This window comes from uncultured Ruegeria sp. (genome assembly GCF_947504215.1).
Classification (GTDB): Bacteria; Pseudomonadota; Alphaproteobacteria; order Rhodobacterales; family Rhodobacteraceae; genus Ruegeria.
Map to the genome: position 1 here is coordinate 114,435 of NZ_CANNGO010000011.1, position 24,131 is coordinate 138,565.

26 protein-coding genes are annotated in these 24,131 nt (G+C 57.0%); 21 read left to right on the plus strand and 5 right to left on the minus strand.

The window, feature by feature from the left end:
• Positions 1-59 precede the first annotated feature (59 nt).
• Together Q1B21_RS17470 and Q1B21_RS17475 are read left to right on the plus strand one after the other, a co-directional pair.
• Positions 60-1,307 carry an ABC transporter substrate-binding protein gene (locus Q1B21_RS17470; protein ID WP_299891478.1) on the plus strand — a complete coding sequence of 416 codons (1,248 nt, stop codon included), beginning with the start codon at positions 60-62 and terminating at the stop codon, positions 1,305-1,307.
• Positions 1,308-1,366: 59 nt separating this feature from the next.
• Positions 1,367-2,194 (plus strand): metallophosphoesterase, encoded by an 828-nt coding sequence (locus Q1B21_RS17475; protein WP_299891480.1) that lies wholly within the window; start codon positions 1,367-1,369, stop codon positions 2,192-2,194.
• Between the two features lie 77 nt (positions 2,195-2,271).
• On the opposite strand, the gene Q1B21_RS17480 is transcribed toward Q1B21_RS17475, so the two are convergent.
• Positions 2,272-2,565 (minus strand): hypothetical protein, encoded by a 294-nt coding sequence (locus Q1B21_RS17480; protein ID WP_299891483.1) that lies wholly within the window; start codon positions 2,563-2,565, stop codon positions 2,272-2,274.
• A 218-nt stretch (positions 2,566-2,783) separates the two neighbouring features.
• Between Q1B21_RS17480 and phnC the strand changes: the two genes are divergently transcribed.
• The 5 genes from phnC (at position 2,784) to Q1B21_RS17505 (ending at position 7,437) form a co-directional block, all read left to right on the plus strand.
• A complete protein-coding gene (gene phnC / locus Q1B21_RS17485; RefSeq protein ID WP_299891486.1) occupies positions 2,784-3,599 on the plus strand; it encodes a phosphonate ABC transporter ATP-binding protein in 816 nt (271 codons plus the stop codon).
• Positions 3,600-3,657: 58 nt separating this feature from the next.
• Positions 3,658-4,569, plus strand: a complete 912-nt coding sequence (gene phnD / locus Q1B21_RS17490) for a phosphonate ABC transporter substrate-binding protein (RefSeq protein ID WP_299891489.1) — start codon at positions 3,658-3,660, stop codon at positions 4,567-4,569.
• 65 nt (positions 4,570-4,634) lie between these two features.
• Positions 4,635-5,510 (plus strand): phosphonate ABC transporter, permease protein PhnE, encoded by an 876-nt coding sequence (gene phnE / locus Q1B21_RS17495; protein ID WP_299891492.1) that lies wholly within the window; start codon positions 4,635-4,637, stop codon positions 5,508-5,510.
• Entirely contained in the window at positions 5,507-6,820 is a 1,314-nt protein-coding gene (phnE, locus tag Q1B21_RS17500) for a phosphonate ABC transporter, permease protein PhnE (protein WP_299891494.1), read from the plus strand. The genes phnE (Q1B21_RS17495) and phnE (Q1B21_RS17500) overlap by 4 nt, the downstream gene beginning before the upstream one ends.
• Complete coding sequence (locus Q1B21_RS17505; protein WP_299891497.1) at positions 6,820-7,437, plus strand: chloramphenicol acetyltransferase; 618 nt, start codon at positions 6,820-6,822, stop codon at positions 7,435-7,437. The genes phnE (Q1B21_RS17500) and Q1B21_RS17505 overlap by 1 nt, the downstream gene beginning before the upstream one ends.
• Positions 7,438-7,635: 198 nt before the next feature.
• On the opposite strand, the gene Q1B21_RS17510 is transcribed toward Q1B21_RS17505, so the two are convergent.
• Positions 7,636-8,349, minus strand: a complete 714-nt coding sequence (locus Q1B21_RS17510; RefSeq protein ID WP_299891500.1) for a response regulator — start codon at positions 8,347-8,349, stop codon at positions 7,636-7,638.
• The gene (locus Q1B21_RS17515) at positions 8,342-10,573 is read right to left on the minus strand and encodes an ATP-binding protein (protein WP_299891504.1); all 2,232 of its coding nucleotides are present in this window, start codon (positions 10,571-10,573) and stop codon (positions 8,342-8,344) included. The genes Q1B21_RS17510 and Q1B21_RS17515 overlap by 8 nt, the downstream gene beginning before the upstream one ends.
• Positions 10,574-10,832: 259 nt before the next feature.
• Here Q1B21_RS17515 and Q1B21_RS17520 point away from each other — a divergent pair, with 259 nt between their 5' ends.
• The 4 genes from Q1B21_RS17520 (at position 10,833) to Q1B21_RS17535 (ending at position 14,122) form a co-directional block, all read left to right on the plus strand.
• On the plus strand, positions 10,833-11,672 hold the full coding sequence (locus Q1B21_RS17520) for an alpha/beta hydrolase (RefSeq protein ID WP_299891507.1): 840 nt from the start codon (positions 10,833-10,835) through the stop codon (positions 11,670-11,672).
• 78 nt (positions 11,673-11,750) lie between these two features.
• Positions 11,751-12,581 carry a class I SAM-dependent methyltransferase gene (locus tag Q1B21_RS17525; protein WP_299891510.1) on the plus strand — a complete coding sequence of 277 codons (831 nt, stop codon included), beginning with the start codon at positions 11,751-11,753 and terminating at the stop codon, positions 12,579-12,581.
• 155 nt (positions 12,582-12,736) lie between these two features.
• The gene (locus Q1B21_RS17530; protein WP_299891513.1) at positions 12,737-13,096 is read left to right on the plus strand and encodes a group 1 truncated hemoglobin; all 360 of its coding nucleotides are present in this window, start codon (positions 12,737-12,739) and stop codon (positions 13,094-13,096) included.
• Positions 13,097-13,099: 3 nt separating this feature from the next.
• A complete protein-coding gene (locus tag Q1B21_RS17535) occupies positions 13,100-14,122 on the plus strand; it encodes an adenylate/guanylate cyclase domain-containing protein (RefSeq protein WP_299891515.1) in 1,023 nt (340 codons plus the stop codon).
• Between the two features lie 162 nt (positions 14,123-14,284).
• On the opposite strand, the gene phnF is transcribed toward Q1B21_RS17535, so the two are convergent.
• On the minus strand, positions 14,285-15,004 hold the full coding sequence (gene phnF, locus Q1B21_RS17540; protein ID WP_299891518.1) for a phosphonate metabolism transcriptional regulator PhnF: 720 nt from the start codon (positions 15,002-15,004) through the stop codon (positions 14,285-14,287).
• Between the two features lie 81 nt (positions 15,005-15,085).
• On the opposite strand from phnF, the gene phnG reads away from it, so the two are divergent.
• From phnG to phnN, 8 genes are read left to right on the plus strand one after another with little or no spacing between them, the layout of a single operon-like run.
• On the plus strand, positions 15,086-15,541 hold the full coding sequence (gene phnG / locus Q1B21_RS17545; protein WP_299891521.1) for a phosphonate C-P lyase system protein PhnG: 456 nt from the start codon (positions 15,086-15,088) through the stop codon (positions 15,539-15,541).
• The gene (gene phnH, locus Q1B21_RS17550; protein ID WP_299891524.1) at positions 15,541-16,104 is read left to right on the plus strand and encodes a phosphonate C-P lyase system protein PhnH; all 564 of its coding nucleotides are present in this window, start codon (positions 15,541-15,543) and stop codon (positions 16,102-16,104) included. Before phnG ends, phnH begins: the two co-directional genes overlap by 1 nt.
• Positions 16,104-17,192 (plus strand): carbon-phosphorus lyase complex subunit PhnI, encoded by a 1,089-nt coding sequence (locus Q1B21_RS17555; protein WP_299891527.1) that lies wholly within the window; start codon positions 16,104-16,106, stop codon positions 17,190-17,192. The genes phnH and Q1B21_RS17555 overlap by 1 nt, the downstream gene beginning before the upstream one ends.
• Positions 17,189-17,791, plus strand: coding sequence for an HAD family phosphatase (locus Q1B21_RS17560; RefSeq protein ID WP_299891530.1), 603 nt, complete (start codon positions 17,189-17,191; stop codon positions 17,789-17,791). The genes Q1B21_RS17555 and Q1B21_RS17560 overlap by 4 nt, the downstream gene beginning before the upstream one ends.
• Positions 17,788-18,645, plus strand: coding sequence for an alpha-D-ribose 1-methylphosphonate 5-phosphate C-P-lyase PhnJ (locus Q1B21_RS17565; RefSeq protein ID WP_299891533.1), 858 nt, complete (start codon positions 17,788-17,790; stop codon positions 18,643-18,645). The genes Q1B21_RS17560 and Q1B21_RS17565 overlap by 4 nt, the downstream gene beginning before the upstream one ends.
• Positions 18,642-19,412 carry a phosphonate C-P lyase system protein PhnK gene (gene phnK, locus Q1B21_RS17570; protein WP_299891536.1) on the plus strand — a complete coding sequence of 257 codons (771 nt, stop codon included), beginning with the start codon at positions 18,642-18,644 and terminating at the stop codon, positions 19,410-19,412. Before Q1B21_RS17565 ends, phnK begins: the two co-directional genes overlap by 4 nt.
• 3 nt (positions 19,413-19,415) lie before the next feature.
• On the plus strand, positions 19,416-20,099 hold the full coding sequence (gene phnL, locus Q1B21_RS17575) for a phosphonate C-P lyase system protein PhnL (protein WP_299891539.1): 684 nt from the start codon (positions 19,416-19,418) through the stop codon (positions 20,097-20,099).
• Entirely contained in the window at positions 20,096-20,641 is a 546-nt protein-coding gene (phnN, locus tag Q1B21_RS17580) for a phosphonate metabolism protein/1,5-bisphosphokinase (PRPP-forming) PhnN (RefSeq protein ID WP_299891542.1), read from the plus strand. Before phnL ends, phnN begins: the two co-directional genes overlap by 4 nt.
• Here the strand turns inward: phnN and Q1B21_RS17585 are convergent.
• Positions 20,623-21,153 (minus strand): DUF1045 domain-containing protein, encoded by a 531-nt coding sequence (locus Q1B21_RS17585; RefSeq protein WP_299891544.1) that lies wholly within the window; start codon positions 21,151-21,153, stop codon positions 20,623-20,625. The two genes, phnN and Q1B21_RS17585, sit on opposite strands and share 19 nt — an antisense overlap.
• Before the next feature lie 139 nt (positions 21,154-21,292).
• On the opposite strand from Q1B21_RS17585, the gene Q1B21_RS17590 reads away from it, so the two are divergent.
• Together Q1B21_RS17590 and Q1B21_RS17595 are read left to right on the plus strand one after the other, a co-directional pair.
• Positions 21,293-22,486 carry an alpha-D-ribose 1-methylphosphonate 5-triphosphate diphosphatase gene (locus Q1B21_RS17590; RefSeq protein ID WP_299891549.1) on the plus strand — a complete coding sequence of 398 codons (1,194 nt, stop codon included), beginning with the start codon at positions 21,293-21,295 and terminating at the stop codon, positions 22,484-22,486.
• Between the two features lie 873 nt (positions 22,487-23,359).
• On the plus strand, positions 23,360-24,131 hold a 772-nt coding region (locus Q1B21_RS17595; RefSeq protein WP_299891551.1), incomplete at its 3' end, for a serine protease.

Here is a 24,131-nt window from a genome sequence, read left to right on the forward strand (position 1 = left end):
CAATCACCGGGGCCTGCCAATCTGGAAACCGCACGTCCTCGACAACAGGAGCAAACCTAATGAAACTGACCACATCTGCTATGGTCTTGGCTTTGTCTGCCAGTGCCGTTTTTGCCGAGGAAAAGGTAACGATCGAGTTCGCCTATCCCTACAGCCACCTCTTTGACGTTACCTATGAGGCGATGATGCCCGCCTTTAAAGAGGCACATCCAAATATCGAAGTGAAGTTCCGCGCCACCTATGAATCCTATGAGGACGCCACAAACACCGTTCTGCGCGAGGCAGTGGCGGGCAATCTGCCAGATGTGACGATGCAGGGCCTCAATCGTCAGGCCCCCCTGATTGACAAAGGCATTGCGCAATCGCTGGAGCCCTTCATCAACGCCGAGGCGGATTTCGAGAAAGACGGCTACCACCAGGCCATGCTGTCGCTGTCGACTTTCGATGACACGGTCTATGGCTTGCCGTTCTCCATCTCTTTGCCGGTTGGTTACTACAACATGGATGTCCTGCGCGCAGGCGGCATCCAAGAATTGCCCCAGACATGGGACGACGTGATCGCGGCCTGTCAGACGATGAAAGCCAACGGCATCGACAACCCGATCTTCTGGGGGTGGAACATCACCGGCAATTGGTTTGTGCAAGCCCTGCTTTGGAGCCAGGACAAGGCCATCGTTGAAGACGGTCGTGTCACGCTGGACAGTTCCGAGGCACTTGTGGCGCTTGAGCAGATGCAAGAGATCTTCACCGAGTGCCAGATGCAGAACCTGGAATGGAAGGCGGCGCTGGCGTCTTTCTCGGCGGGCGACATCGGCATGATGTTCTGGTCCACCTCGGCCTTGGGCGCGGTCGAGCGCAGCCAGGGCGAGTTCGAACTGGTCACCGGCCCGTTCCCGGGTCTGGATGGCACACCGATGGGCCTGCCTGCTGGTGGCAACGCGGCGATGCTGACGTCGACGTCGGATGACCCGAAGGTACGTGACGCGGCCTGGACCTGGCTGAAATACATCACCTCGGGTGATGGCGCTGCGGAAGTGGCCAAGACCACGGGCTACATGCCGCCGAACAAGGCTGCGAATGAAATCATTCTGGCTGATTTTTATGAGCAGAACCCGAACAAGCAAACGGCTTTGGACCAACTGCCGCTGTTGCGCGATTGGCTGGCCTATCCCGGTGACAACGGTCTGGCCATCACGCAGGTGATCTATGACGGAATCGAACGCATCGTCACTGGCGACGCCACCGATATGAAAGAGCTGCAGCAGGAACTGGTCGAAGAAGTTGCCGACCTTCTGCCCAACGGCTGAGGCCCCGTGCTGGCCGCCCCGTGTTGGGGCGGCCAGACTTTTGCGAAGAAAGACCTTCAATGAAACTTGTCCATATCTCAGATATTCACCTGACCGTTCCCGGCGAACGTATGGGCGGGCTCAACCCCCACCGGCGTTTTGCACAAGCCCTTGACGATGTGCGCGCCCATCACGGCGATGCCACGCGGATCATCATCACCGGCGATCTGGCCCATTGGGGCGAACCCGCAGCCTATGCCGCGCTGCAGAGTGCCTTGGGCAATCTGCGTTGTCCGGTGCGTCTGCTGATCGGCAACCACGACAGCCGTGCGAATTTCTTGACCGCCTTCCCGGCGCATCCAAAAGACCCCAACGGGTTCATCAACTACGCCGAAACAGTCGAGGGCACCCGCCTGATCTATCTCGATACCACCAGCCCACGCACTCATGCCGGGCATTTCTGTGCCGCGCGTCGCACCTGGTTGGCAGGCGAGCTTGAGGCCAGCACCCGCGCGCGGATTTTCATGCACCACAACGCGATGCCGATTGGCCTGCCTGCAGAGGACAAGATTGCCCTGGTTGCCGAGGACCGCGCGCCGCTGGCCGATCTATTGACCGCGTATCGCGCCCGCATTGACTATATCCATTTCGGGCACGTCCACGCACCGGTCCACGGAACCTATTGCGGTATATCCTTTGCCTCTGTCCGCTCCACCGGCAATCAATCCCTGCCTGACCTGTCCGAGCAGGACCTGTTGCAGGGGGCTCCGATGGCCCCGTCTTATTCGGTGATCATCGCGCGCGACAACACCACGACCATTCATGAAATTCCATTTGCCTGGGATGGGCCGATATTCACCGCTGGCACCGCTTGGGATGACTGGGCCAAACCCGTGGCGGCTGAGTAACACGCGCACTCAGATACCCACAAAGACACCCGAAGCGTCTCCTCGTAAGCAGCGCTTCAGGACTATTCCCAAACCGTCTATGCCGGGTTCGCGTGCAAGCCCTCCCAATGCGCCCCCATAGCGACGATGCAGGAGGTGCCATTTGCGTAATTCTGCACGATCAACCAATCGCCGTTTCGGGCGGTCACCCAGATTTCAAGCATCGTTTCCGGATCGCGCAAGCCCATACCCTGACGCTCGGCCCCCATAACTTCTTTCAGTGTTTTGGTCATTCGCGCGCTGTCATCACAGCTGACTTCCGACATATGTGCATGTGTGAAGGTCGGCAGCGCAACGCTGGCGCAGAGAAGAAAGGCAAAACGATTGACCATGTCCCAAGCCTATCTGCTGTGAACTTAAAATGTAACAACTTTAAGACGGCCTGTGGATAACTCGTTCTAATCGCTTGATTAAAGTGACACGCATCGGGGCGATCACCGCGTTTGGATCAGTGTCACATTTCTGCAGTGCAGTTGTCAGAAAACTGAATCAAAACGGTCATAAGGCTGTCGTCTTGGTTGCCTATCCGCCTCTCAGACATGGGGGCGATATGCTGCAAATTGACAAACTGACCAAGCGGTTTGGTGACAAGATAGCCGTAGTTACCGCGAATGTATCAATCGACAAACCAACCATGATTGGGATCATCGGGCGATCCGGAGCGGGCAAATCCACATTGCTGCGCATGGTCAATCGTCTCAGCGATGCGACATCCGGCACGATCACCTTTGAGGGCGAGGATGTCACAGCACTTCGTGGTGCGGCCAGGCGCAACTGGCAATCTCGATGTGCCATGATCTTTCAGCAGTTCAACCTGGTGCCCCGAATGGACGTGGTGTCGAACGTGCTGCACGGTACGCTGAACAGGCGCTCGACCTTCGCGACGATGTTCAACCTCTATCCGCAATCCGACATTCACAAAGCCATTGAAATTCTTGATCGTCTGGGGATCGCCGAACAGGCCTCCAAACGTGCCGAAGCGCTGTCTGGCGGCCAACAGCAACGGGTCGCCATTGCCCGTGCTTTGATGCAGGATCCCAAGATCATTCTGGCCGATGAGCCCATCGCCTCGCTTGATCCGATGAATGCGCAAGTGGTTATGCAATCGTTGCGCACGATCCACGAAGAAGATGGCCGCATGGTTATCGCCAATCTGCACACGCTGGATACGGCGCGGCGCTATTGCGACCGGGTCATAGGAATGCGCGACGGCCGGATCGTCTTCGATGGAACGCCCGCCCAACTGACCACTGGCGTGGCACGCGACATCTATGGCGCGGGTGCTGATTTTTCCGAAGCGGCCACATCAACCGAAATCGAAACACTGGACAGGCCCGAGGTCCGCGAAGCGGAAGCCTACGTCTGAGCCAGTATCCACCCGCGCATCGCGCGGGCCATCTTCATCAAACCCAAGGGAGACAACGATGAAAAAGACCCTCGCATTGGCGCTTGCCGCCACCACCGCCCTCAGCACCGGCGCATTTGCCGAAGACATCACCGAATTCCGCATTGGCATCTTGGGCGGCGAGAACGCACAGGACCGTATGAATTCCTATCAATGCTTGGCCGACTACACGTCCGAAGCTCTGGGTGTTGAAACCAAGATGTTTGCCCCTGCCGACTACAATGGTGTGATCCAGGGCCTGCTGGGTGGCACCATCGACATGGCCTGGTTGGGCGCGTCGTCCTATGCGGCCACCTATCTGCAGGATGCAGAGGCAGTCGAGCCGGTCCTGGTCAAGGTAAATGTAGACGGTTCGATCGGGTATCACTCGATCGGCTTTGCCCGTAAAGACAGCGGCATCGACAGCCTGGACGCAATGGAAGGCAAAGTGTTTGGTTTTGGCGATCCGAACTCGACCTCGGGCTACCTGATCCCCTCCATTGAAATTCCCCAGTATAAAGACGGGATCACCATGGAATCCGGCGAGTATTTCGGTGAAGTCAAATTTACCGGCGGTCATGAACAAACCATCGTTGCCGTGAACAATGGCGACATTGACGGCGGCGTGACCTGGGCTGACGGGCAGGGCAACTGGGAAGACGGCTACAACTCTGGCGCGCTGCGCAAAGCAGTTGACGCAGGCTTGGTCGACATGAACGACATGGTGCAAATTTGGAAGTCTAACGTCATCCCCGAAGGTCCCATCGTTCTGCGCAAGGCCCTGCCTGCCGATGTTAAGACCACGATGACCGCTCTGGTCGACGGTCTTTTCGAAAAAGACCCGGACTGCGCCTATGGCGTCGCGGCTGGCGACACGCTCGGCTTCCAGCCGGTGACCCATGACACTTACCTGTCCGTAATCGACGCCCGCAAAGCCAAAATCGGCGGCTAAGCCATTTTCATGACGTGTCCGGTAGCCCTTGGGGGCTGCCGGTATTTCTTTGCTTGGGGGTCGGAATGGCAGACATATCGCTCAACACTGCGCCGCAAAGCGTGGACAGCCTTCAATCCAGCTATATGGCACAGGTCCAGCGTCGCAGGCTCTATGGTGGGCTGACACTGCTGATCTTCGTCGTTCTTATGGTGTCGGGTTTCAACATTGCGGATGAGCGCAACGCCGGCGGCTTCTGGGAAGGATTGCATAACATTGGCGACTATCCCGCTGACGTCTTGTCCGAGGCCTGGGCGAAGCGGGCGGACCTGCCTGCCCTTATCGCCAAGTATTTCCCCGCACTGGTAGAAACCATCAACATCGCCGCTGTCTCGACCCTGCTCGGAACAATTGGCGGCGTATTGCTGTCGCTGCTGGGGACGCGCGGTCTTGCCAAATGGCCGCGTCTGATCCCGCTGTTTCGCCGGATCTCGGACATTATGCGCGCGGTGCCGGAAATCGTGATCGCGCTGGTTCTGATTTTCGTGCTGGGTGGCGGCCCGGTGCCTGCAATGATCGCCATTGCCATTCACACCGCGGGCGCGCTTGGCAAGATGTTCTCGGAAGTCGCAGAGAATACGGATATCAAACCTGTCGAGGGGCTCGCCTCCACCGGGGCGACATGGTCGCAACGCATGCTCCTCGGCGTGCTGCCGCAGGTTGCTCCGAACTACGTGAGCTACACGTTGCTGCGGTTCGAGATCAACATCCGCGCGTCTGCCATCCTGGGGTTTGTCGGCGCCGGTGGCATTGGTTACGAACTGCGTAACGCCATGGCCTGGGGGCCTGGTCGCTTTGATGAGGCAGGCGCAATTTTCATTCTGCTGTTTGGCACCATCGTCTTTTTCGATCAGGTCTCCAGCCGCTATCGCAACCGACTGACCGAGGGGCAAGGCCAATGACCGCCATGGATTTGAGTGACACCAAACTGGCCGCCGAAAAGCTGTTCCAGCGCAAACGCCTTATCGGGTTCGGCATTCCAGCAGTGATCGCCCTCTACCTTGTCTATATCTTCTTCGCATTCGACCTGCCGGGTCTTGCGCAGCGGGCCAATCTGGACAACGCGGTTACGCTGGCCTCCGACAGCTGGTCGCACAAGGTCCATGTCACGCGTGATAATCGCTCGGGCGAGATTTCCTATGCCGTCGAAGGAGAGCGCAAAGGCATGTACCCCGAGGGTATGCGCCCCGATTGGGTGAGTGGGGACGAGGTGCTGACCATCGACCTTGGTGGCGATCACATCGTGCGCTACCTGCCTGACAACCGGACCGAGATCGAGATCCCCGGCTTCCCAATGATCGAAGTCCAAGCCGAGGGGCGCAGCCTGACAAGCAACCTTCCCGAGGATTTGCCTGACTGGATCTCGGCCTCGGACCGGCGCATCGGCATCACCACATCCGAAGGGCGCATCACGCTGACCGGTGCGCGCACCGAGGTGTTCAACTATTTTCCAGGATGGGAGCTGTTTTGGTTCACCCTCGATAGCCCGTACCATGGGCAAGGTGTCGGAACGATCCTGTTTGGCGAGCGGCTGGACCCGACCCGCTCAAACATCGTGGGGGCCGTTTCGGACTGGTGGAACAACGCGATGTGGCGGCACAAAGATGTGGCCTGGGCGATTGGCGAAACCATTCTGATGGCGTTCCTGGGGACAATGGGGGCGGCGATCATCGCATTGCCCTTGGCCTTCCTCGCCGCCAAACGCTTCTCGCCCATCATGTTGATCCGCGCCGCCACACGCCGCCTGTTTGATTTTGTCCGGGGGGTGGATGCGTTGATCTGGACGGTGGTGCTGGCCCGCGCGTTCGGGCCCGGCCCATTGACTGGCGCGCTGGCTATATTGATCACCGACACCGGCACATTCGGCAAAATCTTTTCCGAGGCGCTGGAAAACGTCGACCAGAAACAGATCGAGGGGGTGGCGTCCACCGGGGCCAAGCCGCTGCAACGGTATCGCTTTGGCGTGATCCCGCAGGTGGTGCCGGTGCTGTTGGCGCAAATCCTCTATTTCCTCGAATCCAATACCCGGTCCGCCACCATCATCGGCGCGATCACAGGCGGCGGCATCGGCCTGATGCTGACCCAGGCGATCCAGACGCAAAAGGACTGGGAGGAAGTTGCCTATTACATTGTTCTGATTGTGGTCATGGTGATGTTCATGGACTGGTTCTCGGGCTGGCTGCGCGGCAAGCTGATCGGGCGGAAAGACTGATGGCGCGGCTTTCCAAGGACACCCCCGTTATCCACCCCGATTGCCAGATTACCGACAGCACATTCGGCGCCTATGTGGAGATCGGCAAAGGCAGTCGCGTGACCCATTCGGTGTTCGGCGATTACAGCTATTGCGATCGCCATGCTGATATCGCCAATGCGCAGATCGGCAAATTCGCCAATATCGCGGCCCTGTCGCGCATCGGCGCGTCGGATCACCCGTTGCACACGGCATCCTGCCACCATTTTCTCTATCGCTCGGGGGATTACTGGGACGATGCCGTGCATGACGAAGAGTTCTTTGCTCATAGAAAATCCCGGATCACTCATATCGGCCATGACATATGGATTGGCGCGGCCGCGATGATCAAGCCGGACGTGACATTGGGCCATGGCGCGGTGGTGGCCGCCGGTGCCGTCGTAACAAAGGACGTCGATCCCTATACCATCGTCGCCGGCACGCCAGCGCAGCCCCTTCGCCTGCGCCAGCCGCGCGAGATCGCGGATCGCCTGATCGCGCTGGCCTGGTGGGATTGGCCCCACGACGCGCTTCGACTGGCCCTCGAGGATTTCCGCGCGCTTGAGGCCGAAGCGTTTCTGGAGCGGTACGGGGGCTAGTCAGAGTCTGGCTGTTTGCACGGCATTTGATGTCCGCTCTGAGCCCAATTCCCGACGCTCTGTCCCGCAGCGAATGTCCGTTCTTGGGAAGCGGGAGGGCAGTGCCTAGAAATCGCGGCCTTTAGTGGACATTTGTTGATACCTACTTGCGATGAGGAGAGCTGCCACCTGTGCACGATTTAGCCATCTGAAATTACTTTAAGCTGGATCGTACAAGTAACCGATGCCACGCACTGTTCTGATGATTTCCGGCTTTCCAGGATTGGCTTCAAGTTTCCGGCGCAATCGGGAGATTCTGATATCGATACTACGGTCGAATGGGTCCCAAGAGCGGTCGTGCGCCTGCTCTAAGAGTTGGTCCCTGTTCAGGACGCGCCCCTTGTTTTCTGAAAAAACCTTTAGCAGGCTGTATTCCATGGCTGTCAATTGGACTTCGGATCCATCAGCCGCAAATAGCTTTGCTGCGTCTTTGTCCAAAACGAAGTCGCCAAACAAAGCGCGGTTCGTAGTATTTTTTTCTACCTTCGTCGAACCGCTGATTGCTTCGCGCCGAAGAATTGCCTTTATCCTAGCTTCGAGCTCTCGCAAGTCGACAGGTTTGCCAAGATAGTCATCGGCCCCCATTTCAAGGCCAATGATCCGATCAACGACGTCACCGGCTGCGGTGAGCATTATGACAGGTGTCGTGTCTTCTGGACGAAGGGATCTTAGAATTGAAAGACCATCTTCCTTTGGCATATTGATGTCCATAATGATGACATCGACGCTATGGACGGTCAGAATTTCGCGAAGTTCGTTGCCGCCAGAGGCGCCCGATACCTTGTATCCTCGTTTGCCCAGATACTCCTGCAGCATCTCGCGGAGGTCGACTTCATCATCGCACACCAAGATGTGAGCATTCTGACTATCCATCTGATCGTTCCTTCTGGTCGGCGAGCAGCTTGCCTACAAGATCTCTGAGTTCCGCTGGTGAAACCGGTTTTTCGAGATAAGGAAGGCCAGACTCGCTGAGCAACCCCAGAGAGCTTTGTCCCATCGTGTCACCAGTAATATAGGCAGTCCTGCTCAACATCTTTGGGAAGTGAGTCACCAAAGCGTCGTATATTTGGCGCCCATCGACACCCGGCATGTTAAGATCGCTGAGAAAAACATCGTAGTGGATTGAGCCGAGACGGCTGATCGCTTCTTCCCCTGAGGTGACGAAATCAACTTCAAAGCCTTCTTTTCTAAGAATTTCTGCGTTCAATTCGCCGACTTCTACCTCATCATCCACAATCAACGCTCTGTGGCTTTCAGGCGTACTGACCGGTTGAGTGGGCTCGTCCTGTTTTGATCGCTGACCGAGAGCACTGGGTAGCGTGATGCGAAAACATGTGCCGGAACCATCAGTCTGATCGAGGCGGATCTGTCCGCCATGCGAAAGAATGATCCGGTGGCAGAATGCGAGACCAATCCCCGTGCCTTCACCTACTTCCTTGGTGGTGAAGAACGGTTCAAAAATGCGGGGGCGAATGGCGGCAGGAATACCAGGACCGTTGTCTTGGATGGTGATTTCAACCATCCCTGCGTCAGGCTGTGATCTGGCCGACACTTTGATATGGTCGCCACAACCAGACGACGTTAGCGCCTGCTCGGCATTGATGATCAAATTGATGATGACCTGCGTGATTTGATCTGCGTCAGCGGCAATGAGCGGCATATTGTCAGGAATATCCTGCATGATGCTGATGTCCCCTGACTTACTGCCATAGCCCACAACATCTGCCGCTGTTTCAATTACGCTGGCAACATCGACCTGTTCAATCTTACTGGGTTGTTGCCGTGCCATCGCTAGGAATGTCTTGACGATCTTGGCACATCGCTCTGCAGCGGCGCTGATCTTATCAATCCGAACCATCACGTCAGGATCTGCGATCTCTTCTTTCAGCATCAGCGAATGACCGACAACAACAGAGAGCGGGTTGTTGAGTTCATGGGCTACACCAGCAAGCAGTTCCCCAAGTGCTGACATTTTTTCATTCTGAAACAGCAGTTCCTTTTGTTTGGCCAGCTCGTCAGAGAGCGCCAATTCCTCAGTCAAATCGCGGGTGTTGGAAACAATGACTTCTTCACCATTAAATTCGATGAGGCGTGACGAATCCGCCCCCCAGAATTTCCGTCCCTTCGCATCAACAAATTCAATGCGTCGATCTTTGAGAGCCCCGGCTTGTCGAAGGTCCGCCAAATAGCGTTCGCGATCCGCCGGGTTCGCGTAGTACGATCCAGAATTTTTTGCAGGGCCAAACAGCGCTTCAAGGTCTGGCGTTGCAAAAAGAACCTCCCCTGTGTCTGCTTTGGTCATGTTAATAGCCGCCGGGTACGCTTCCATGACCTGTCTAATCAGAGCGTCAGCTTCCTTTTGGACGGTCAGGTCAATTATACTGGTGACGATGACTTCCTCGCCCTTAAAATCGATCAGTTGCGAAGAGATGGATGCTGGAAAGACTTTCGCGTCGGCATTGAGAAGATCGACTTTGAAATCATCTACGCGCCCATCGACCAAAAGCTGCGTGATGAAATCCGCACGCTGTTCTGGATTGACATAATGCTCTCGCGCAGATTTTGCGGGTCCAAACATCTGAAGTGCCGCAGGGGTTCGGTAGAGTATTTGGCCATCCCCAATCCGGGCCATAGTCACAATGGCGGCACTGGCATCCAGCACCTTTCTAATCAGAAGGTCTCCGTCGCGCTCTTCGACCTCCGCTTGTTTCTTGGCTGTGATGTCTTCTCGGGTAACGACAAAGCCACCTAATCGTGTGGGATGAACAGAAATCAAGTAGGTGCGGCCGTCTGTTTCGGTCAGTTCAAAGTCCTGAATGAACTCGATGCCTCCAGCCAACCTGTCAGACACCCACTTTTCTTCGTTACCCACAGCGTCGGCATATAGGCCCTTGCGCGCGGTTTCGCGCATTAGGATTTCCCAATCCAGACCAGGTTTCAGAAGATGGGCAACGCTTTTGTTCATTTCAGCGTATTTTTGATTGAACATTACAAGGCAGCGGTTGTCATCGTATAGGGCGAACCCTTCTTTGAGAGATTCAATTGCATCACGCAGGAGGTCCTGCGCTCGTTTGATTTCTTCACGATCGTTGGCCATGTCCATCGTCATCCCGATTGTCTAAGGCAGCATTGTTTCAATGCCATTTCAAAATCGCCTTCTTGTGTTTCAATTGTTTCACAGGCGCATACCTCAAGCCAGACACGACTGAAAATTGTCATGTTTGGAAGGCAGTTAGCAGAACCGAGGCGGAAACACGCTGCGCAACAACTGAAACACTGTGCACCCGAATCCGACATCCCGCTGAAACATTGAAGGGCCAGTTATTGTTCATCGCCAACGCACTTTGGATTAGCACATGACTTTTTCATCTCGACCAATAGAACACAGCAATGCACCGATTGTCGCCTTGCACTCCTCTGTATCAAACAGTGGCCAATGGAGCCAATTGAAAGCGGACTTTGATGGTCGATTTGATGTCTACGCATTTGATCTGCCGGGCTGTGGCCGCGCACCTTTGACCGGTGACGCCTCTCTGAACGGTGCTGCGTGTTCCGCAGCCCCAGTGATCCGGGAGATCGAAAAGTTCGGGCGCGCTGTTCATCTCGTGGGCCACTCAAACGGCGGTGGAGTTGCTATAAAGGTCGCACTGACGCGCCCTGACCTTGTCAAAAGCCTGGCACTCTACGAACCCGCGACGTTCCATTTTCTGGAGAACGGGGACAGCACGGATAAATCTCTGTTTCAACAGATCCAGAAGGTTGCAGCGCTGGTGACAGCGGCCGCAGAGGACGATGATACATCTGCAGGCCTAGAGCGCTTCCTGGACTTCTGGAATGGTGCAGGGTTTTGGGATCGTCTCTTACTTGCCTCCAAACAGACGTTTGCCGGTGCGATCTCTTCAATCCGGGCTGACTTTGCCAACGGGTTCGCGGAAACTTGGGAGTTGGCTGATCTCTCTATATTGAAGATGCCTGCACTGGTGATGACAGGTCTGGAATCCCCGGAACTGACCCAGCACGTAGCTGTCGCTATAGCAAAAGCACTCCCTGCGGCGCGTATCGCACTGCTGCCTGAGCTCGGTCATATGGCACCGATCTTCCAGCCAGAGTGGGTCAACTCACGCATTTTCGAGCATGTGGCCAGCGCTGAGCGGCCAACCGCAACCTGTAGCTGGCCAAGTCTGGTGGCTGCATAACACGACCGCATTCCTTGAATGCAACACTCTAAGAAACCGCTGGTGATGGACCAGCAAAACACCCAAAGGAGAAATATCATGGGCGCGCATACAACAATCAATCCGGTAACCGACTACACAGCGATCAAGGCAAAACAGAACGTCGCCTGGGGGTCCGGGGACTACAGCAAAGTGGGAGTAACCCTGCAAATTACGGGCGAAGAGCTTGCCGAAGCCATGGATATGCCTGCTGACGCCACAATCCTTGATGTGGCAGCCGGAAACGGCAACGCGACGCTGGCTTTTGCACGGCGCTTTAGCAACGTGACATCGACGGACTATGTCGCCGAGTTGCTTGAAGCCAGTGGCAATCGGGCCAAAGCAGAAGGTCTGTTTGTGAACTACAAGGTCGCTGACGCAGAGAGCCTGCCGTTCGAAGATCAGTCGTTTGACGCGGTCGTGTCCACTTTCGGGGTTATGTTCACGCCAAACCAACAGCAATCGGCTGCGGAACTGCAACGCGTGGTGAGGCCTGGTGGCAAGATCGGCATGGCCAACTGGACACCAGAAAGCTTCATCGGCCAGCTTTTTAAAACTATCGCAAAGCATGTGCCACCGCCTGCCGGGGTCAGCTCTCCAGTATTGTGGGGCAGCCGGGAGTGGGTGGATGAGACATTTGGCACCATGGGCGATATCGCATCGTTCCAGCCCAAGAACTTTCTGTTCCGCTACCGGTCTGCTGAACACTTCTTGGACTACTTCCGCACCTTCTATGGCCCGATGCAAAAGGCTTTTGATGCTTTGGATGAAGTCGGACAAGCCGCACTGCGCAGCGACATCTTGGCGCTTGTTGAAAAATTCGACACCTCAACCAATGGTTCCCTGAGCATCTCTTCTGAATATGTCGAAGTAATAATCAAACGCCACTAAATCACTGATACGTATCCTTAATCCCTTCTGGCTTCCCAGCCGGAAGGGCAACTAAGCTGTTGGCGATAGATAGGCTTAACTTGTCCAGAGAGGGTTTGTAGTCTCAAACTGAGGGGGCGCATCTTTGCTCTAACTCTGGTCGAAAGGAAATGAAGATGGCTGAAGGCACACTCTACGAAAAGTACGGAGGGTTTTCGCAGATCAGTAGGATCGTACTTTCCTTTTACGACACGCTTCTGGACAATGATGAGATCGGCCCTTTTTTTGATGACGTTGATATGTCTCGGATTGTCGATCATCAAACCAAGTTTATGGCATCGCTACTGGGTGGTCCTGCGTCTTACACGGACAATCAACTGCGCCAATTGCATTCTCATCTCTCCATCACCGACGCGCATTTCGATGAACTTGAAGAGGTGCTTAGAGGCACTCTGTCTCAGCATGGCATGACAGCCGAGGACATCGAAGTAGTGATTGCAGAGTTTGAGAAACGCCGCCCACTCATTGTTAGGTGACCTATGACTATTGAAGCAATAAACGAACAACTTCTCCGTGCCATTGGTGTTGGTGTTGCATTGCTGGACCGTCAAACGCTCCAATTCGGTTTCCGAAACGATACGTTTGATGAATGGTTCGGTGGCGATGCACAGCAGACCCAACTCCAGCAACTTTTTCCCGATCTTGACGTAAATGCGATGCAAGCGGACCTGACAAATGCCGGGCGATTTACGTCCGAAATCAGATTCAAAAAGAAGCGTCGAACGCTGGTGGTTGCTCTTGATTTTACGGCGGCGGAAGAAGACCTGCTTGTTCTGGTCTGTCAGAACATCACCCGCATTAAAGAGCTGGAATCAATGATTGATTCCTACTCGATGATGGTTGAACGCAACACGCGCGAGATCAAGCGGGAGAAAGAGCAGGTTGAAAAACTGCTGCTCAACATCATGCCCCGTTCCGTTTATGAGGAGTTCAAAACTTTCGGTGTGGTAACGCCGCAGATGTATGACCCTGTGTCTGTCCTGATGCTCGACTTTGTTGGTTTTACTGACATGGTCGCGTCCCAAGACCCTAGTGTGACCGTCACCGAGCTGAACGACATTTACAGCGCGTTTGACCGCATCGGCGAACAATTCGGTTGTGAGCGCATCAAAACCATTGGAGATGCCTATATTACTGTCGCAGGTTTGCCCGATCCAACGCCAGATCACGCCAAAGCAATCGCCAACACGGCCATCCGCTTTGTGCGATATTTAACGCGACGCAACCTAAGCCATCCACATGAGTGGCAGTGTCGTATTGGTCTGTCTACCGGTTCAGTTGTTGGTTCCGTTGTGGGTATCCAGAAGTACGTTTATGACATTTTCGGCCCAGCTGTTAATCTCGCCTCTCGTCTTCAAGAATTTGCAGATCCCATGCAGATCACGGTGCAAGATGATGTAGCAAACGTTCTCAAGGACACGTTTGATCTTAAGAGCATCGGAGAAAAGGCAATCCGTGGATTTGGAAATCAAACCATCTGGCAACTTTCTGACAGCAATTAAATTTTTAGACACATTGCACGTTGCATTAGCTCTCCTATTTCATGAAGCACTGAGAGCGTCCTCACATGCAGCGAAAGTCGGGCATCTAAAAGCAGCCATTGGTGTTGCGAAGACCAAGGTCCGCTAAGTCCCGCAAAGCAGTATTCCCGACATTCAGGGCGCTCACGTCTCCAAAGTCAGTGTCACCCGGTCCCCGGCAAACCACGTGCGGCCGTATTCCACCGGTTGGCCTGTCTCATCCACATTGACGCTGGACGATCTGAGCAGCGGGTCACCTTCGGCCAGTTGCAGATGCAGTGCCTGGGTGGCCGTGGCGCGCACGGCGGTCAAACGGGTGGAGGCGCGGGTATAGTCAGACACACCAGCCGCGTGCAATGCCTCGGTGACTCTGCTGGTGTTGCCAAGCGCGGCACGGATATCCGGGAGGTATGCGAGTGGAAACAGGCTTTCAAACAGGGCGATGGGCTGCCCATCGGCCAAGGACAGCCCGTGATAGGCGCAGACCGTGTCGCCGCTTGCGATATCCAGGGCCTTGGCTTCGCCCGTTGTCGCCGCACGCTGTTCCACATCCAGCACGCGCTTTTCCGGCCTTCGGCCTGCGGCGATCAGGTTTTTGTGAAACCGCACCCGTTGTCCGATGGGATAATCGGTCGGGGTTGCGGCAACAAAGGCACCGGCACCACGGCGCGTACGGATCAACCCTTCGTCGACCAGGGTGGAAATACCATGACGCACCGTGTGGCGATTGACGCCAAAGCGCTCTGCCAAGGCAGCTTCGGTGGGCAGCTTGTCACCGGGGATGTAGCGCCCTTCGGCCAGATCACCGCGCAGGGCATCGGCAATAGCCTTCCAGACGGGAGTTTTGGCGGATTTGTCACGCAAGTTTCACAAAAATCCTCTGTCGTGGGGGCGCAAATCTGATAAGATGTGTATAGTTGTATAGTATATGGAAAAGTTGTCGAGATGAAAGATGTTTTCGACGAAACCGCCCCTCGCCGAGCCTGGATGAGCCTGATGGCCAAGGCTCCAGACGGCAGGGTCGCTGCTTTGCTGGATGCGACTGTGACCCCCCCCAGCTTTACATGGCTGCGCGCCCCCGAGATCGGCAGCACCATGGTGCGTGGCCGCGCAGGCGGCACCGGTGCACCGTTCAATCTGGGCGAGATGACAGTGACCCGCTGTGCGCTGACATTGGCGACCGGGGAGGTGGGTCATGCCTACATTCAGGGCCGCCGCAAAGGGGATGCCGAAGCCGCAGCACTTGTCGATGCGCTGATGCAAACAGATGCGGCGGTCACCCTGCGCAAAACTGTGCTGGAGCCGCTGGAAGACGAACAGAGGGTCGCGAAGGCGGCGCGCGGCGCAAAGGCTGCCGCGACCAAGGTTGATTTCTTCACAATGGTCAGGGGAGAAGACTGATGCAGGCTGAAACCCTATCCGGCGGCTTTGCCGATCCGGCTGTCCAATCGGCCCATGCCTTTCGCAGCGTGATGGAGGCGATGGCCCGCCCCGGCACGATCCAGGACATTGGCGGCGCCGCGCCGCCAGCCCCCTTGTCCAAGGCCGCAGGTGCGGTTCTTCTGACGCTATGCGATACCGAGACGCCGGTTTATCTGGCCGGTGAGGTGGATTGCGATGCGGTGCGCGCATGGTTGGCATTCCATTCTGGTGCGCCACTGACCGGGCCGTCGCATTCTATGTTCGCGGTCGGCAGCTGGGAGGCCCTGATGCCTCTCTCGGCCTATCCCATCGGCACCTCCGAATACCCGGACCGTTCGGCGACATTGATCGTGGAGCAGGCAAAGCTCGCCCCGTCCGGTGCAACGCTCCAAGGCCCCGGCATCAAGGACTATGCGTATCTGTCGCTTCCAGAGACAGAGGCCCTCCAGGCCAATAGCGCCCTTTTTCCCTTGGGGCTTGATTTCATCTTTACCAGCGGCAACCAACTCGCAGCGCTGCCCAGAACGACACAGGTGTCTTGATGTATGTTGCTGTCAAAGGCGGCGAGCGCGCGATTGAAAACGCCCATTCCTGGCTTGCCGAAGAACGCCGGGGCGACAGGGATGTTGCAGAACTCAGTGTCGCGCAGATCCGCGAACAGCTCAGCCTGGCGGTGAACCGTGTCATGGCCGAAGGCTCTCTCTATGATCCTGACCTTGCGGCACTGGCGATCAAACAGGCACGCGGCGACCTGATTGAAGCGATCTTCCTGATCCGCGCCTATCGCACGACGCTGCCACGCTTTGGCGTGTCCGAACCTGTTGATACCGGAGCCATGGCTTGTGACCGGCGCATCTCTGCCACGTTCAAGGACCTGCCAGGCGGGCAAGTGCTGGGCCCGACATTTGACTACACACATCGCTTGCTCGATTTCAAACTGGCCGCTGACGGCGAGGTGCCCGAAGCCCCGTCGCAGCCGACCGAGCCGGGCGATGTGCCTCATGTGACCGACTTTCTGAACCGCGAGGGGCTGATCGAAGAGGCCCCACATGACGACACACCACCGCCTGACCTGACCCGCGAACCGCTTGAAATGCCTGCTGAGCGGGCTCTGCGTCTGCAGGCTCTGACGCGTTCAGATGAGGGGTTCACACTTGGTCTCGCCTATTCCACACAGCGCGGATATGCCCGCAACCATGCGTTCGTGGGCGAATTGCGGATCGGGTCTGTGCCTGTCGAGATGGACATCCCGGAACTGGGGTTTGCCGTCGAGATCGGCGAGGTGGTGCTGACCGAATGCGAGACAATCAACCAGTTCAAAGGCTCGAAAACCGAACCCCCGCAATTCACCCGCGGTTACGGCCTTGTCTTTGGCCAGACCGAGCGCAAGGCGATCTCCATGGCCTTGGTCGATCGGGCATTGCGTTGGGAAGAACTTGGCGAGGATTTTGAAGGCGCGCCCGCGCAGGACGCGGAATTCGTTCTTTATCACGCCGATAACATTCAGGCGACGGGGTTCCTCGAACACATCAAGCTGCCCCATTACGTGGATTTCCAGTCCGAGCTGGAACTGGTCCGTAAACTGCGTCACGAGGCGGGCGCGGATCAGGTTCAGGAGGCCGCGGAATGACAGAGCGGCACGTGATATTTGACATTGGCGGTGTGTTGGTGACGTGGAAACCGCATTTGGCCTGGGTGGATGCCTTGGGGTCGCAAGCCGAGGCCGAGGCCTTTATGGCGCGCACGGACTTCAAAGCGCGCAACTTGCGCGCAGATGGTGGCGCGCGGTTTGCCGATCTTGCCGCTGAACTGGCGGATAACGAGGATCGGGCGTTGTTTGCGCAATACGTGCCGCAGTATGCCCGAACCGTAACCGACAAGATCGACGGCAGCTGGGCGCTGATGCATCGCCTGAGATCGGAATCTGTGCCCGTTCATGCGATCACCAACTGGTCGGCAGAAACCTGGCCCGAAGGGTTGAAGGCACAGCCCGAGTTGGAAGACGCCTTCGATACGCTGGTTATCTCGGGGCGCGAAGGCGTGCTCAAACCTGAGGCGCGCATCTTCCACATTCTGTGCGAGCGCGCGGGCGTGGCCCCGGAGCAATGCATCTTCGTTGATGACAGTTTGGGCAATGTGACGGGGGCCTGCGCTGTGGGGATGGATGGCATTCATTTCACGTCGCCACAACGGCTTGAAGCCGATCTGCAGCAACGGGGGATGCTATGACTGATCAGAGTTACAACTTTGCCTATCTGGACGAGCAAACCAAGCGGATGATCCGTCGCGCGATCCTCAAGGGGCTCGCCATTCCGGGCTATCAAGTGCCTTTTGCCAGCCGCGAAATGCCGATGCCCTATGGCTGGGGGACGGGGGGCGTTCAGGTGTCGGCCGCCGTTCTGACGCCCGAGGATTGCTTCAAGGTGATCGACCAGGGGGCGGATGACACAACAAACGCGGTCTCAATCCGCACGTTCTTTGAGCGGACAGCCAGGGTCGAGACAACCACGGCCACGGCCGAGGCAAGCGTGATCCAAACCCGTCACCGCATTCCCGAAGAACCGCTGAGCAAGGGTCAGATCGTTGTCTATCAGGTGCCCATCCCCGAGCCGCTGCGGTTTCTTGAGCCCCGCGAAAGCGAGACGCGCAAGATGCACAGCCTTGAAGAATACGGGCTTATGCATGTGAAACTCTACGAGGATATCAGCCGCCATGGCCATATCGCCACCTCCTACGCCTATCCGGTCAGGGTTGAGGGGCGCTATGTGATGGATCCCTCGCCGATCCCGAAATTCGATAACCCAAAACTGGGCGACATGGCCGCGATCCAACTGTTTGGCGCGGGCCGGGAACAGCGTATCTATGCTCTGCCTCCTTACACGCAGGTGGTTAGCCTGGATTTTGAAGATCACCCGTTCGAGGCCTCCAAAGCGGCGCATTGTTGCGGGCTATGCGGGGCGCAAGACAGCTATCTTGACGAGGTGATCATCGATGACGCTGGCGGGCGGATGTTTGTCTGCTCTGACACGGATTATTGCGAGGCACGTCGGGCGGCGGGCCACAAGGGAAAGGACGCGGCATGACACCTTTGTTGTCCGTTCAGGGCGTCACCAAACACTATGGCTCTTATATTGGCTGTGCTGACGTCAGTTTTGATCTCTACCCCGGCGAGGTTATGGGCATCGTGGGTGAAAGCGGGTCAGGGAAATCAACGCTGCTGAACTGCATGGCCGGGCATCTTGCCCCGGATGTGGGAGAGGTGGTTTTCGACACCCGCATGGATGGGCCGCGCGATACCGTTACCATGTCCGAACCAGAGCGCCGGATGCTGTCACGCACCGATTGGGCCTTTGTTCATCAGCATGCCCGAGACGGGCTTCGCATGGGCGTCTCTGCGGGTGGCAATGTGGGTGAGCGGCTGATGGCTGTGGGCGAGCGCCACTACGGCGATATCCGCGACCAGGCCATCGATTGGCTGGAGCGGGTCGAGATTGACGCAACCCGCGTCGATGACCGGCCCACCACGTTCTCAGGCGGGATGCAGCAACGCCTGCAGATTGCCCGCAACCTTGTGACCGGCCCACGGCTGGTGTTCATGGACGAACCGACCGGGGGGCTCGATGTTTCCGTGCAGGCGCGTCTGCTTGATCTGCTGCGGGGCCTCGTGCGCGACATGGGGCTCTCGGCGATCATCGTGACGCACGACCTCGCTGTGGTGCGCCTGCTGGCCGACCGCCTGATGGTGATGAAATCGGGCCGCGTGATCGAAGCAGGGCTGACCGATCAGGTACTCGATGACCCCCAGCACGCCTATAGCCAGCTTCTTGTCAGTTCCGTTTTGCAGGTCTGAGCGATGATTGAACTTAAAAACGTCAAAAAAACCTTCACATTGCACAATCAGGGCAGTGCTGTGATCGAAGTGGTCAACGATGTGTCCTTTGCTGTCGCCAGGGGCGAATGCGTGGCGCTGACGGGCGCCTCGGGTGCCGGCAAGTCGACCCTGATGCGGATGATCTATGGCAACTACCTGACACAGGCGGGCCAGATCCGCATCGGTGATACCGACATCGCACAAGCCGAACCGCGCGACATCATCGCCCTGCGCCGCAAGGTGCTGGGATATGTCAGCCAGTTCCTGCGCGTTGTTCCACGGGTGCCCACGCTTGATGTGGTGGCCGAACCGCTGCGCGCTACAGGGGCCTCGACAGATGCGGCGGCAGAGCGGGCCAAAGCGCTTCTGACACAACTTAACATACCGCAGCGTCTGTGGTCCCTTTCGCCCACGACCTTCTCCGGCGGGGAACAACAGCGGGTGAATATCGCGCGCGGCTTTGCCTTCTCCTATCCCGCGATGCTGCTGGATGAACCCACCGCAAGCCTGGATGCCGCCAACCGCGAGGTCGTTCTGACCCTTATCGAACAGGCCAAAGCGCGCGGCGCGGTGATCATTGGCATCTTTCATGACGAAGCCGCCCGGGCCCGCGTCTGCGATCGCGAGATTGACGTCAGCCACTTTACCCCAGGGATCGCCGCATGACCCAAGGGCGCCTCATCGCCGTTGTCGGCCCATCGGGTGTGGGAAAAGACAGTGTGATGCGCGGCATTCACGACGTTATGCCTGACACGCACCTCGTGCGGCGCGTGATCACCCGCGCTCCAGATCAGGGCGGCGAGGATTATGACGCTGTGTCCGTGCCCGAGTTTCAGGACATGGCCGCGAACGGCGCCTTTGCCGTCCATTGGGGTGCGCACGGTCTTTACTACGGCATCCCGCAAAACGTGCGCTATCAGTTGAACAAAGGAACGCATTGTCTTGCGAATTTCTCGCGGAAGGCACTCTTGGCAGGTGCGGACGCTTTTCCGGGGCTGATCATTCTGAACATCACCGCAAAGCCCGAAACTTTAGCGCAGCGCCTTGCAGCCCGCGGGCGCGAGACGGAAGACGAGATCACAGCGCGCCTTGCGCAGGCCTCAAAACCTTTGCCGACGGGCCTTGAGGTGATCCATCTTTGCAACGACGGATCGCTATCACAGACGGTTGCGCGTGGCGTGGCACAGCTTCAACCGGCAAGCGTGTAGCGATGGATAAGCTCGAACCGCCCGTCGCCCCGCTCGCCGCACAGCGCGATCTGATCCATCTCAAAGGGCGTGGGCAGATCCGGCAGATGCCGCCGCAGTGTTTCACTCCATTGCGGAAGCGCGTCTTCGGACAACCGGCCCGACAGGGTCAGGTGAAACCGGAACTCCTCCATCACATAGGGGTAGCCCCATTGCACCAACAGCTCGTCTTGCCGGGACCTAAGCCCGGCCTTGCGACGGCGGGCAAGCTCGGCCTCCGAGGCGGGGGCGCGGAACCCATCAAGCTCACGGACGCAAGCCGTGGCCACCCGCTGCAACGGCCCCAAATCACCACTCGGAGTCAATGCCAGAAACCGGCCCAGCCGCGTCAACTCCAGCCCATCACAACAGGCCGGAGCAAGCGATGTGGCGAGGTCCGATGTGGCCGTTTCCAGAGCGTCAAACGTCTTGCCCGCCTTCAATCGAAAGGGCGGCTTCAACGTGCCGTGAAACCCGTATTTGCGCGGTGTCATCGTGATGTCATGCAAATCAGGCAGATCGGGCTGAGGGACCTCAACGCCCCGCGCAATATCCTAGCCCAGCCAGGCCGCGCCGAACTCGGCCAACGGTCCGTGCGGCGGCACCTAGTAAATCGCAAATCGAGAATATGACATGAATTCCCCTTTCTCCGCGTCCACTTTGACGACGTCTTGTGACAACGACATGTCAGGTGATCTTTGCCTTGCCAATGCGCAACTTGTGTTGCCGGATCGGGTGGTTGTCGGGTCCATAACAATCGAACATGGTGTGATCTCGCAGATTACGGAAGGCGACCGCGTCCCAACAGGCGCTGTGGATTGCGGAGGCGATCTGGTGATCCCCGGCTTGGTCGAGCTTCACACCGACAACGTCGAGCGCCATATCGAACCGCGCCCGGAAGTGGACTGGCCGCATCTGCCTGCTCTGATCGCTCATGATGCCGAGCTGGCCTCGACTGGGATCACAACCGTGTTCGACGCCATGCGCGTGGGCTCGATCCACTCTGGCAAAGGGCGTTACATCGACTACGCCCGTAAACTTGCCGATGAGCTGCTGGCCGCGCGCGCCGAAGGGCTGTTCAAGATCAGTCATTTCCTGCACCTGCGGGCCGAGATTTGTTCGGACTCTTTGTTGGACGAACTGGCCGCTTTTGACCCGGAAGACAGGGTTGGCATTGTCAGCCTGATGGATCACACGCCCGGCCAGCGCCAGTTCCGGGATCTGTCCGCGCTGAAGACCTATGTCGCCAAAAAGCGCGGTATGAATGATGCGGAGTTTTCCGATCATGTCGAAAACCTGCTGCGCCTTCAGGACCGTTTTGGAGAGAAGCACGAAGCCGGGGCCGTCGCCGAGGCGGGCCGTCTTGGCGCTGTGCTGGCAAGCCACGACGATACAACCGCCGAACATGTCGCAACCTCTTCTGAGAACGGTGCCGGCTTTGCGGAATTCCCAACGACGCTTGAGGCGGCCGAAGCCTGCCGCAATCACGACATTGCGGTGATGATGGGCGCGCCAAACCTGATCCGGGGCGGCTCGCATTCCGGCAATGTTGCGGCGGAAGAGCTGGCCAAGGCCGATCTTCTGGACATCGTGTCGTCCGACTACGTTCCGTCAGCTCTGCTTTTGTCGGCCTTCCATCTGGCCCGTCTCTGGGATGACCTGCCCCGCGCCATGTCCACGGTGTCCGCCAACCCCGCCAAGGCCGCGCGACTGGCTGACCGGGGAGCGCTGCAGACAGGACTGCGCGGTGATATCCTGCGTGTGCGCACGGTCGCCCAAACGCCCTTGCTGCGCGGGGTTTGGAGCCAGGGTCGAAAGGTTGGATAGCGAAAGATCAGATCACCGCTCCCTTCTCTTCACCATCCGACTGCTGGACCAGGCGCTATTGTGCGGCCCTTTTGATTTACACCGGCGTTTGTCCTTTCCCGCATGCGCTATGACAGGTGCCCGAGAGACAGCACGGAACCTCAAGACCGGTTCAACACATGCCCCCGCTCCGAGCATAACGTGTTTTACAGTAGCCCGTATTTGTTGCCCGAGTGAGAGCGGTAGGTGCAATAGTCCGGACAGTCCCGCAGACCGCGAGTTCGTGCACGACTATGAATCTGCGCTGCGCCGATTGTCCGCAATCCGAGCTACGGCCGCAGCAGTTTAATGTGGGGTGGACGGCAGCTATGGGCCGTTGGATAGGTCGTGGAAAAGGGGTAGGGGCTTGTGCTGCTTCTGCTTCGAGGTCTGCAACGAGCCCAAATCGACGGTTTCTACAGGCTATTCGAAAGCCCGCATTCGACGTAGCTTGTATCGGCAAACCAAAGGGATAGAGGGAGTCTTGCCAATCGACACTGACGCTACTGTGTAGCGTCAGTTGCCAGGTTCTGGTGAAATTCGAATGAGGTTGGTCGATTTAGTTGCTTGACTCTTCGGTTTGGTCGCCCAGCGTCCCAGTATTCACTCCGAGTTCGACAGGCCTCCTTTCTCGCTAGTGCGGCGAATGGCGGCAATGCGGGCTGCGACCGCAGCATCTCGATTGGGTGCTGGATGTCTCCTTTGGGCCGCCACCTCATAGGCGGCTCGAATATTATGGCGACGGGCAGGATACAGCCTGTTACAATGTGTTTGAGTTTCAAAACAAATTTTGTGTGAATAATGCCCAGATGCTTTTTCCACGATACTAATGCACTTCGGTGTGAGAATGAGGCTTTGCCAAGCAAAGTATATTGTCAATTGCATCAAGCGTTTGAGGAGGACCAGCGTGGGAAACAAAACCATATCATTTCGGCAATTTCAGAAATTCAGTCCCGAACAGTCGCAAAGAAGAAAGACTTCTGGGACAAAATTTCTGCTTCAGCAACTCTGATATCAGGGCTTTTGATTGGACTGATCGGAATCTTCGCAACTGCAACTTACAACAATCGCGAATTGGCGTCACAACGCGCCGACCAGGAAGCAAGTATTCAAGTAAGAAGAGTAGAAATAGTTCAGAAGTTTTTTCCTCACTTAGTTTCCCGAGAAGGCCGCGAACAAAAAGGAGCATTGCTCTCAATAGCTTCATTGGGTGATGGAAAATTGGCGACCGAGCTTGCTCAAAACTTTGCCAGCGCGGCCTCTGTAGACGCACTCAGGCAACTTGCGGGTTCCTCTGACCCCAAGATTGCGAGACAAGCAACCGCCGCCTTGGACGCCACTATTCTTGCTGACTCTCTCTTAGCCAGCACCGTGCGGATTACGGTGTCCTCTGTCGATGAAGAGGGTTCGCCGACCATCTATGATGGAACTGGATTTATCGTGTCTTCTCAGGGGTATGTGGTCACGGCGTCCCATGTGGTGCCGGATTCTAACAGGAAAGAAATCTCTGTGTCCCTTAAGGGCGAATCCCAAAATGCCATCGATGGTCACGTCATACAAATTGATCGATTAAGGGACGTTGCGCTTATACGCCTAAAGCTCGATCCGGCTACCTTACCCGAAGCGC

Bases quoted from the DNA above. Each gene is read 5' to 3' on its own strand.
- Q1B21_RS17470 (WP_299891478.1), top strand. From the start codon at position 60: ATGAAACTGACCACATCTGCTATGGTCTTGGCTTTGTCTGCCAGTGCC.
- Q1B21_RS17475 (WP_299891480.1), top strand. From the start codon at position 1,367: ATGAAACTTGTCCATATCTCAGATATTCACCTGACCGTTCCCGGCGAA.
- Q1B21_RS17480 (WP_299891483.1), bottom strand. From the start codon at position 2,565: ATGGTCAATCGTTTTGCCTTTCTTCTCTGCGCCAGCGTTGCGCTGCCG.
- phnC (WP_299891486.1), top strand. From the start codon at position 2,784: ATGCTGCAAATTGACAAACTGACCAAGCGGTTTGGTGACAAGATAGCC.
- phnD (WP_299891489.1), top strand. From the start codon at position 3,658: ATGAAAAAGACCCTCGCATTGGCGCTTGCCGCCACCACCGCCCTCAGC.
- phnE (WP_299891492.1), top strand. From the start codon at position 4,635: ATGGCAGACATATCGCTCAACACTGCGCCGCAAAGCGTGGACAGCCTT.
- phnE (WP_299891494.1), top strand. From the start codon at position 5,507: ATGACCGCCATGGATTTGAGTGACACCAAACTGGCCGCCGAAAAGCTG.
- Q1B21_RS17505 (WP_299891497.1), top strand. From the start codon at position 6,820: ATGGCGCGGCTTTCCAAGGACACCCCCGTTATCCACCCCGATTGCCAG.
- Q1B21_RS17510 (WP_299891500.1), bottom strand. From the start codon at position 8,349: ATGGATAGTCAGAATGCTCACATCTTGGTGTGCGATGATGAAGTCGAC.
- Q1B21_RS17515 (WP_299891504.1), bottom strand. From the start codon at position 10,573: ATGGCCAACGATCGTGAAGAAATCAAACGAGCGCAGGACCTCCTGCGT.
- Q1B21_RS17520 (WP_299891507.1), top strand. From the start codon at position 10,833: ATGACTTTTTCATCTCGACCAATAGAACACAGCAATGCACCGATTGTC.
- Q1B21_RS17525 (WP_299891510.1), top strand. From the start codon at position 11,751: ATGGGCGCGCATACAACAATCAATCCGGTAACCGACTACACAGCGATC.
- Q1B21_RS17530 (WP_299891513.1), top strand. From the start codon at position 12,737: ATGGCTGAAGGCACACTCTACGAAAAGTACGGAGGGTTTTCGCAGATC.
- Q1B21_RS17535 (WP_299891515.1), top strand. From the start codon at position 13,100: ATGACTATTGAAGCAATAAACGAACAACTTCTCCGTGCCATTGGTGTT.
- phnG (WP_299891521.1), top strand. From the start codon at position 15,086: ATGAAAGATGTTTTCGACGAAACCGCCCCTCGCCGAGCCTGGATGAGC.
- phnH (WP_299891524.1), top strand. From the start codon at position 15,541: ATGCAGGCTGAAACCCTATCCGGCGGCTTTGCCGATCCGGCTGTCCAA.
- Q1B21_RS17555 (WP_299891527.1), top strand. From the start codon at position 16,104: ATGTATGTTGCTGTCAAAGGCGGCGAGCGCGCGATTGAAAACGCCCAT.
- Q1B21_RS17560 (WP_299891530.1), top strand. From the start codon at position 17,189: ATGACAGAGCGGCACGTGATATTTGACATTGGCGGTGTGTTGGTGACG.
- Q1B21_RS17565 (WP_299891533.1), top strand. From the start codon at position 17,788: ATGACTGATCAGAGTTACAACTTTGCCTATCTGGACGAGCAAACCAAG.
- phnK (WP_299891536.1), top strand. From the start codon at position 18,642: ATGACACCTTTGTTGTCCGTTCAGGGCGTCACCAAACACTATGGCTCT.
- phnL (WP_299891539.1), top strand. From the start codon at position 19,416: ATGATTGAACTTAAAAACGTCAAAAAAACCTTCACATTGCACAATCAG.
- phnN (WP_299891542.1), top strand. From the start codon at position 20,096: ATGACCCAAGGGCGCCTCATCGCCGTTGTCGGCCCATCGGGTGTGGGA.
- Q1B21_RS17585 (WP_299891544.1), bottom strand. From the start codon at position 21,153: ATGACACCGCGCAAATACGGGTTTCACGGCACGTTGAAGCCGCCCTTT.
- Q1B21_RS17590 (WP_299891549.1), top strand. From the start codon at position 21,293: ATGAATTCCCCTTTCTCCGCGTCCACTTTGACGACGTCTTGTGACAAC.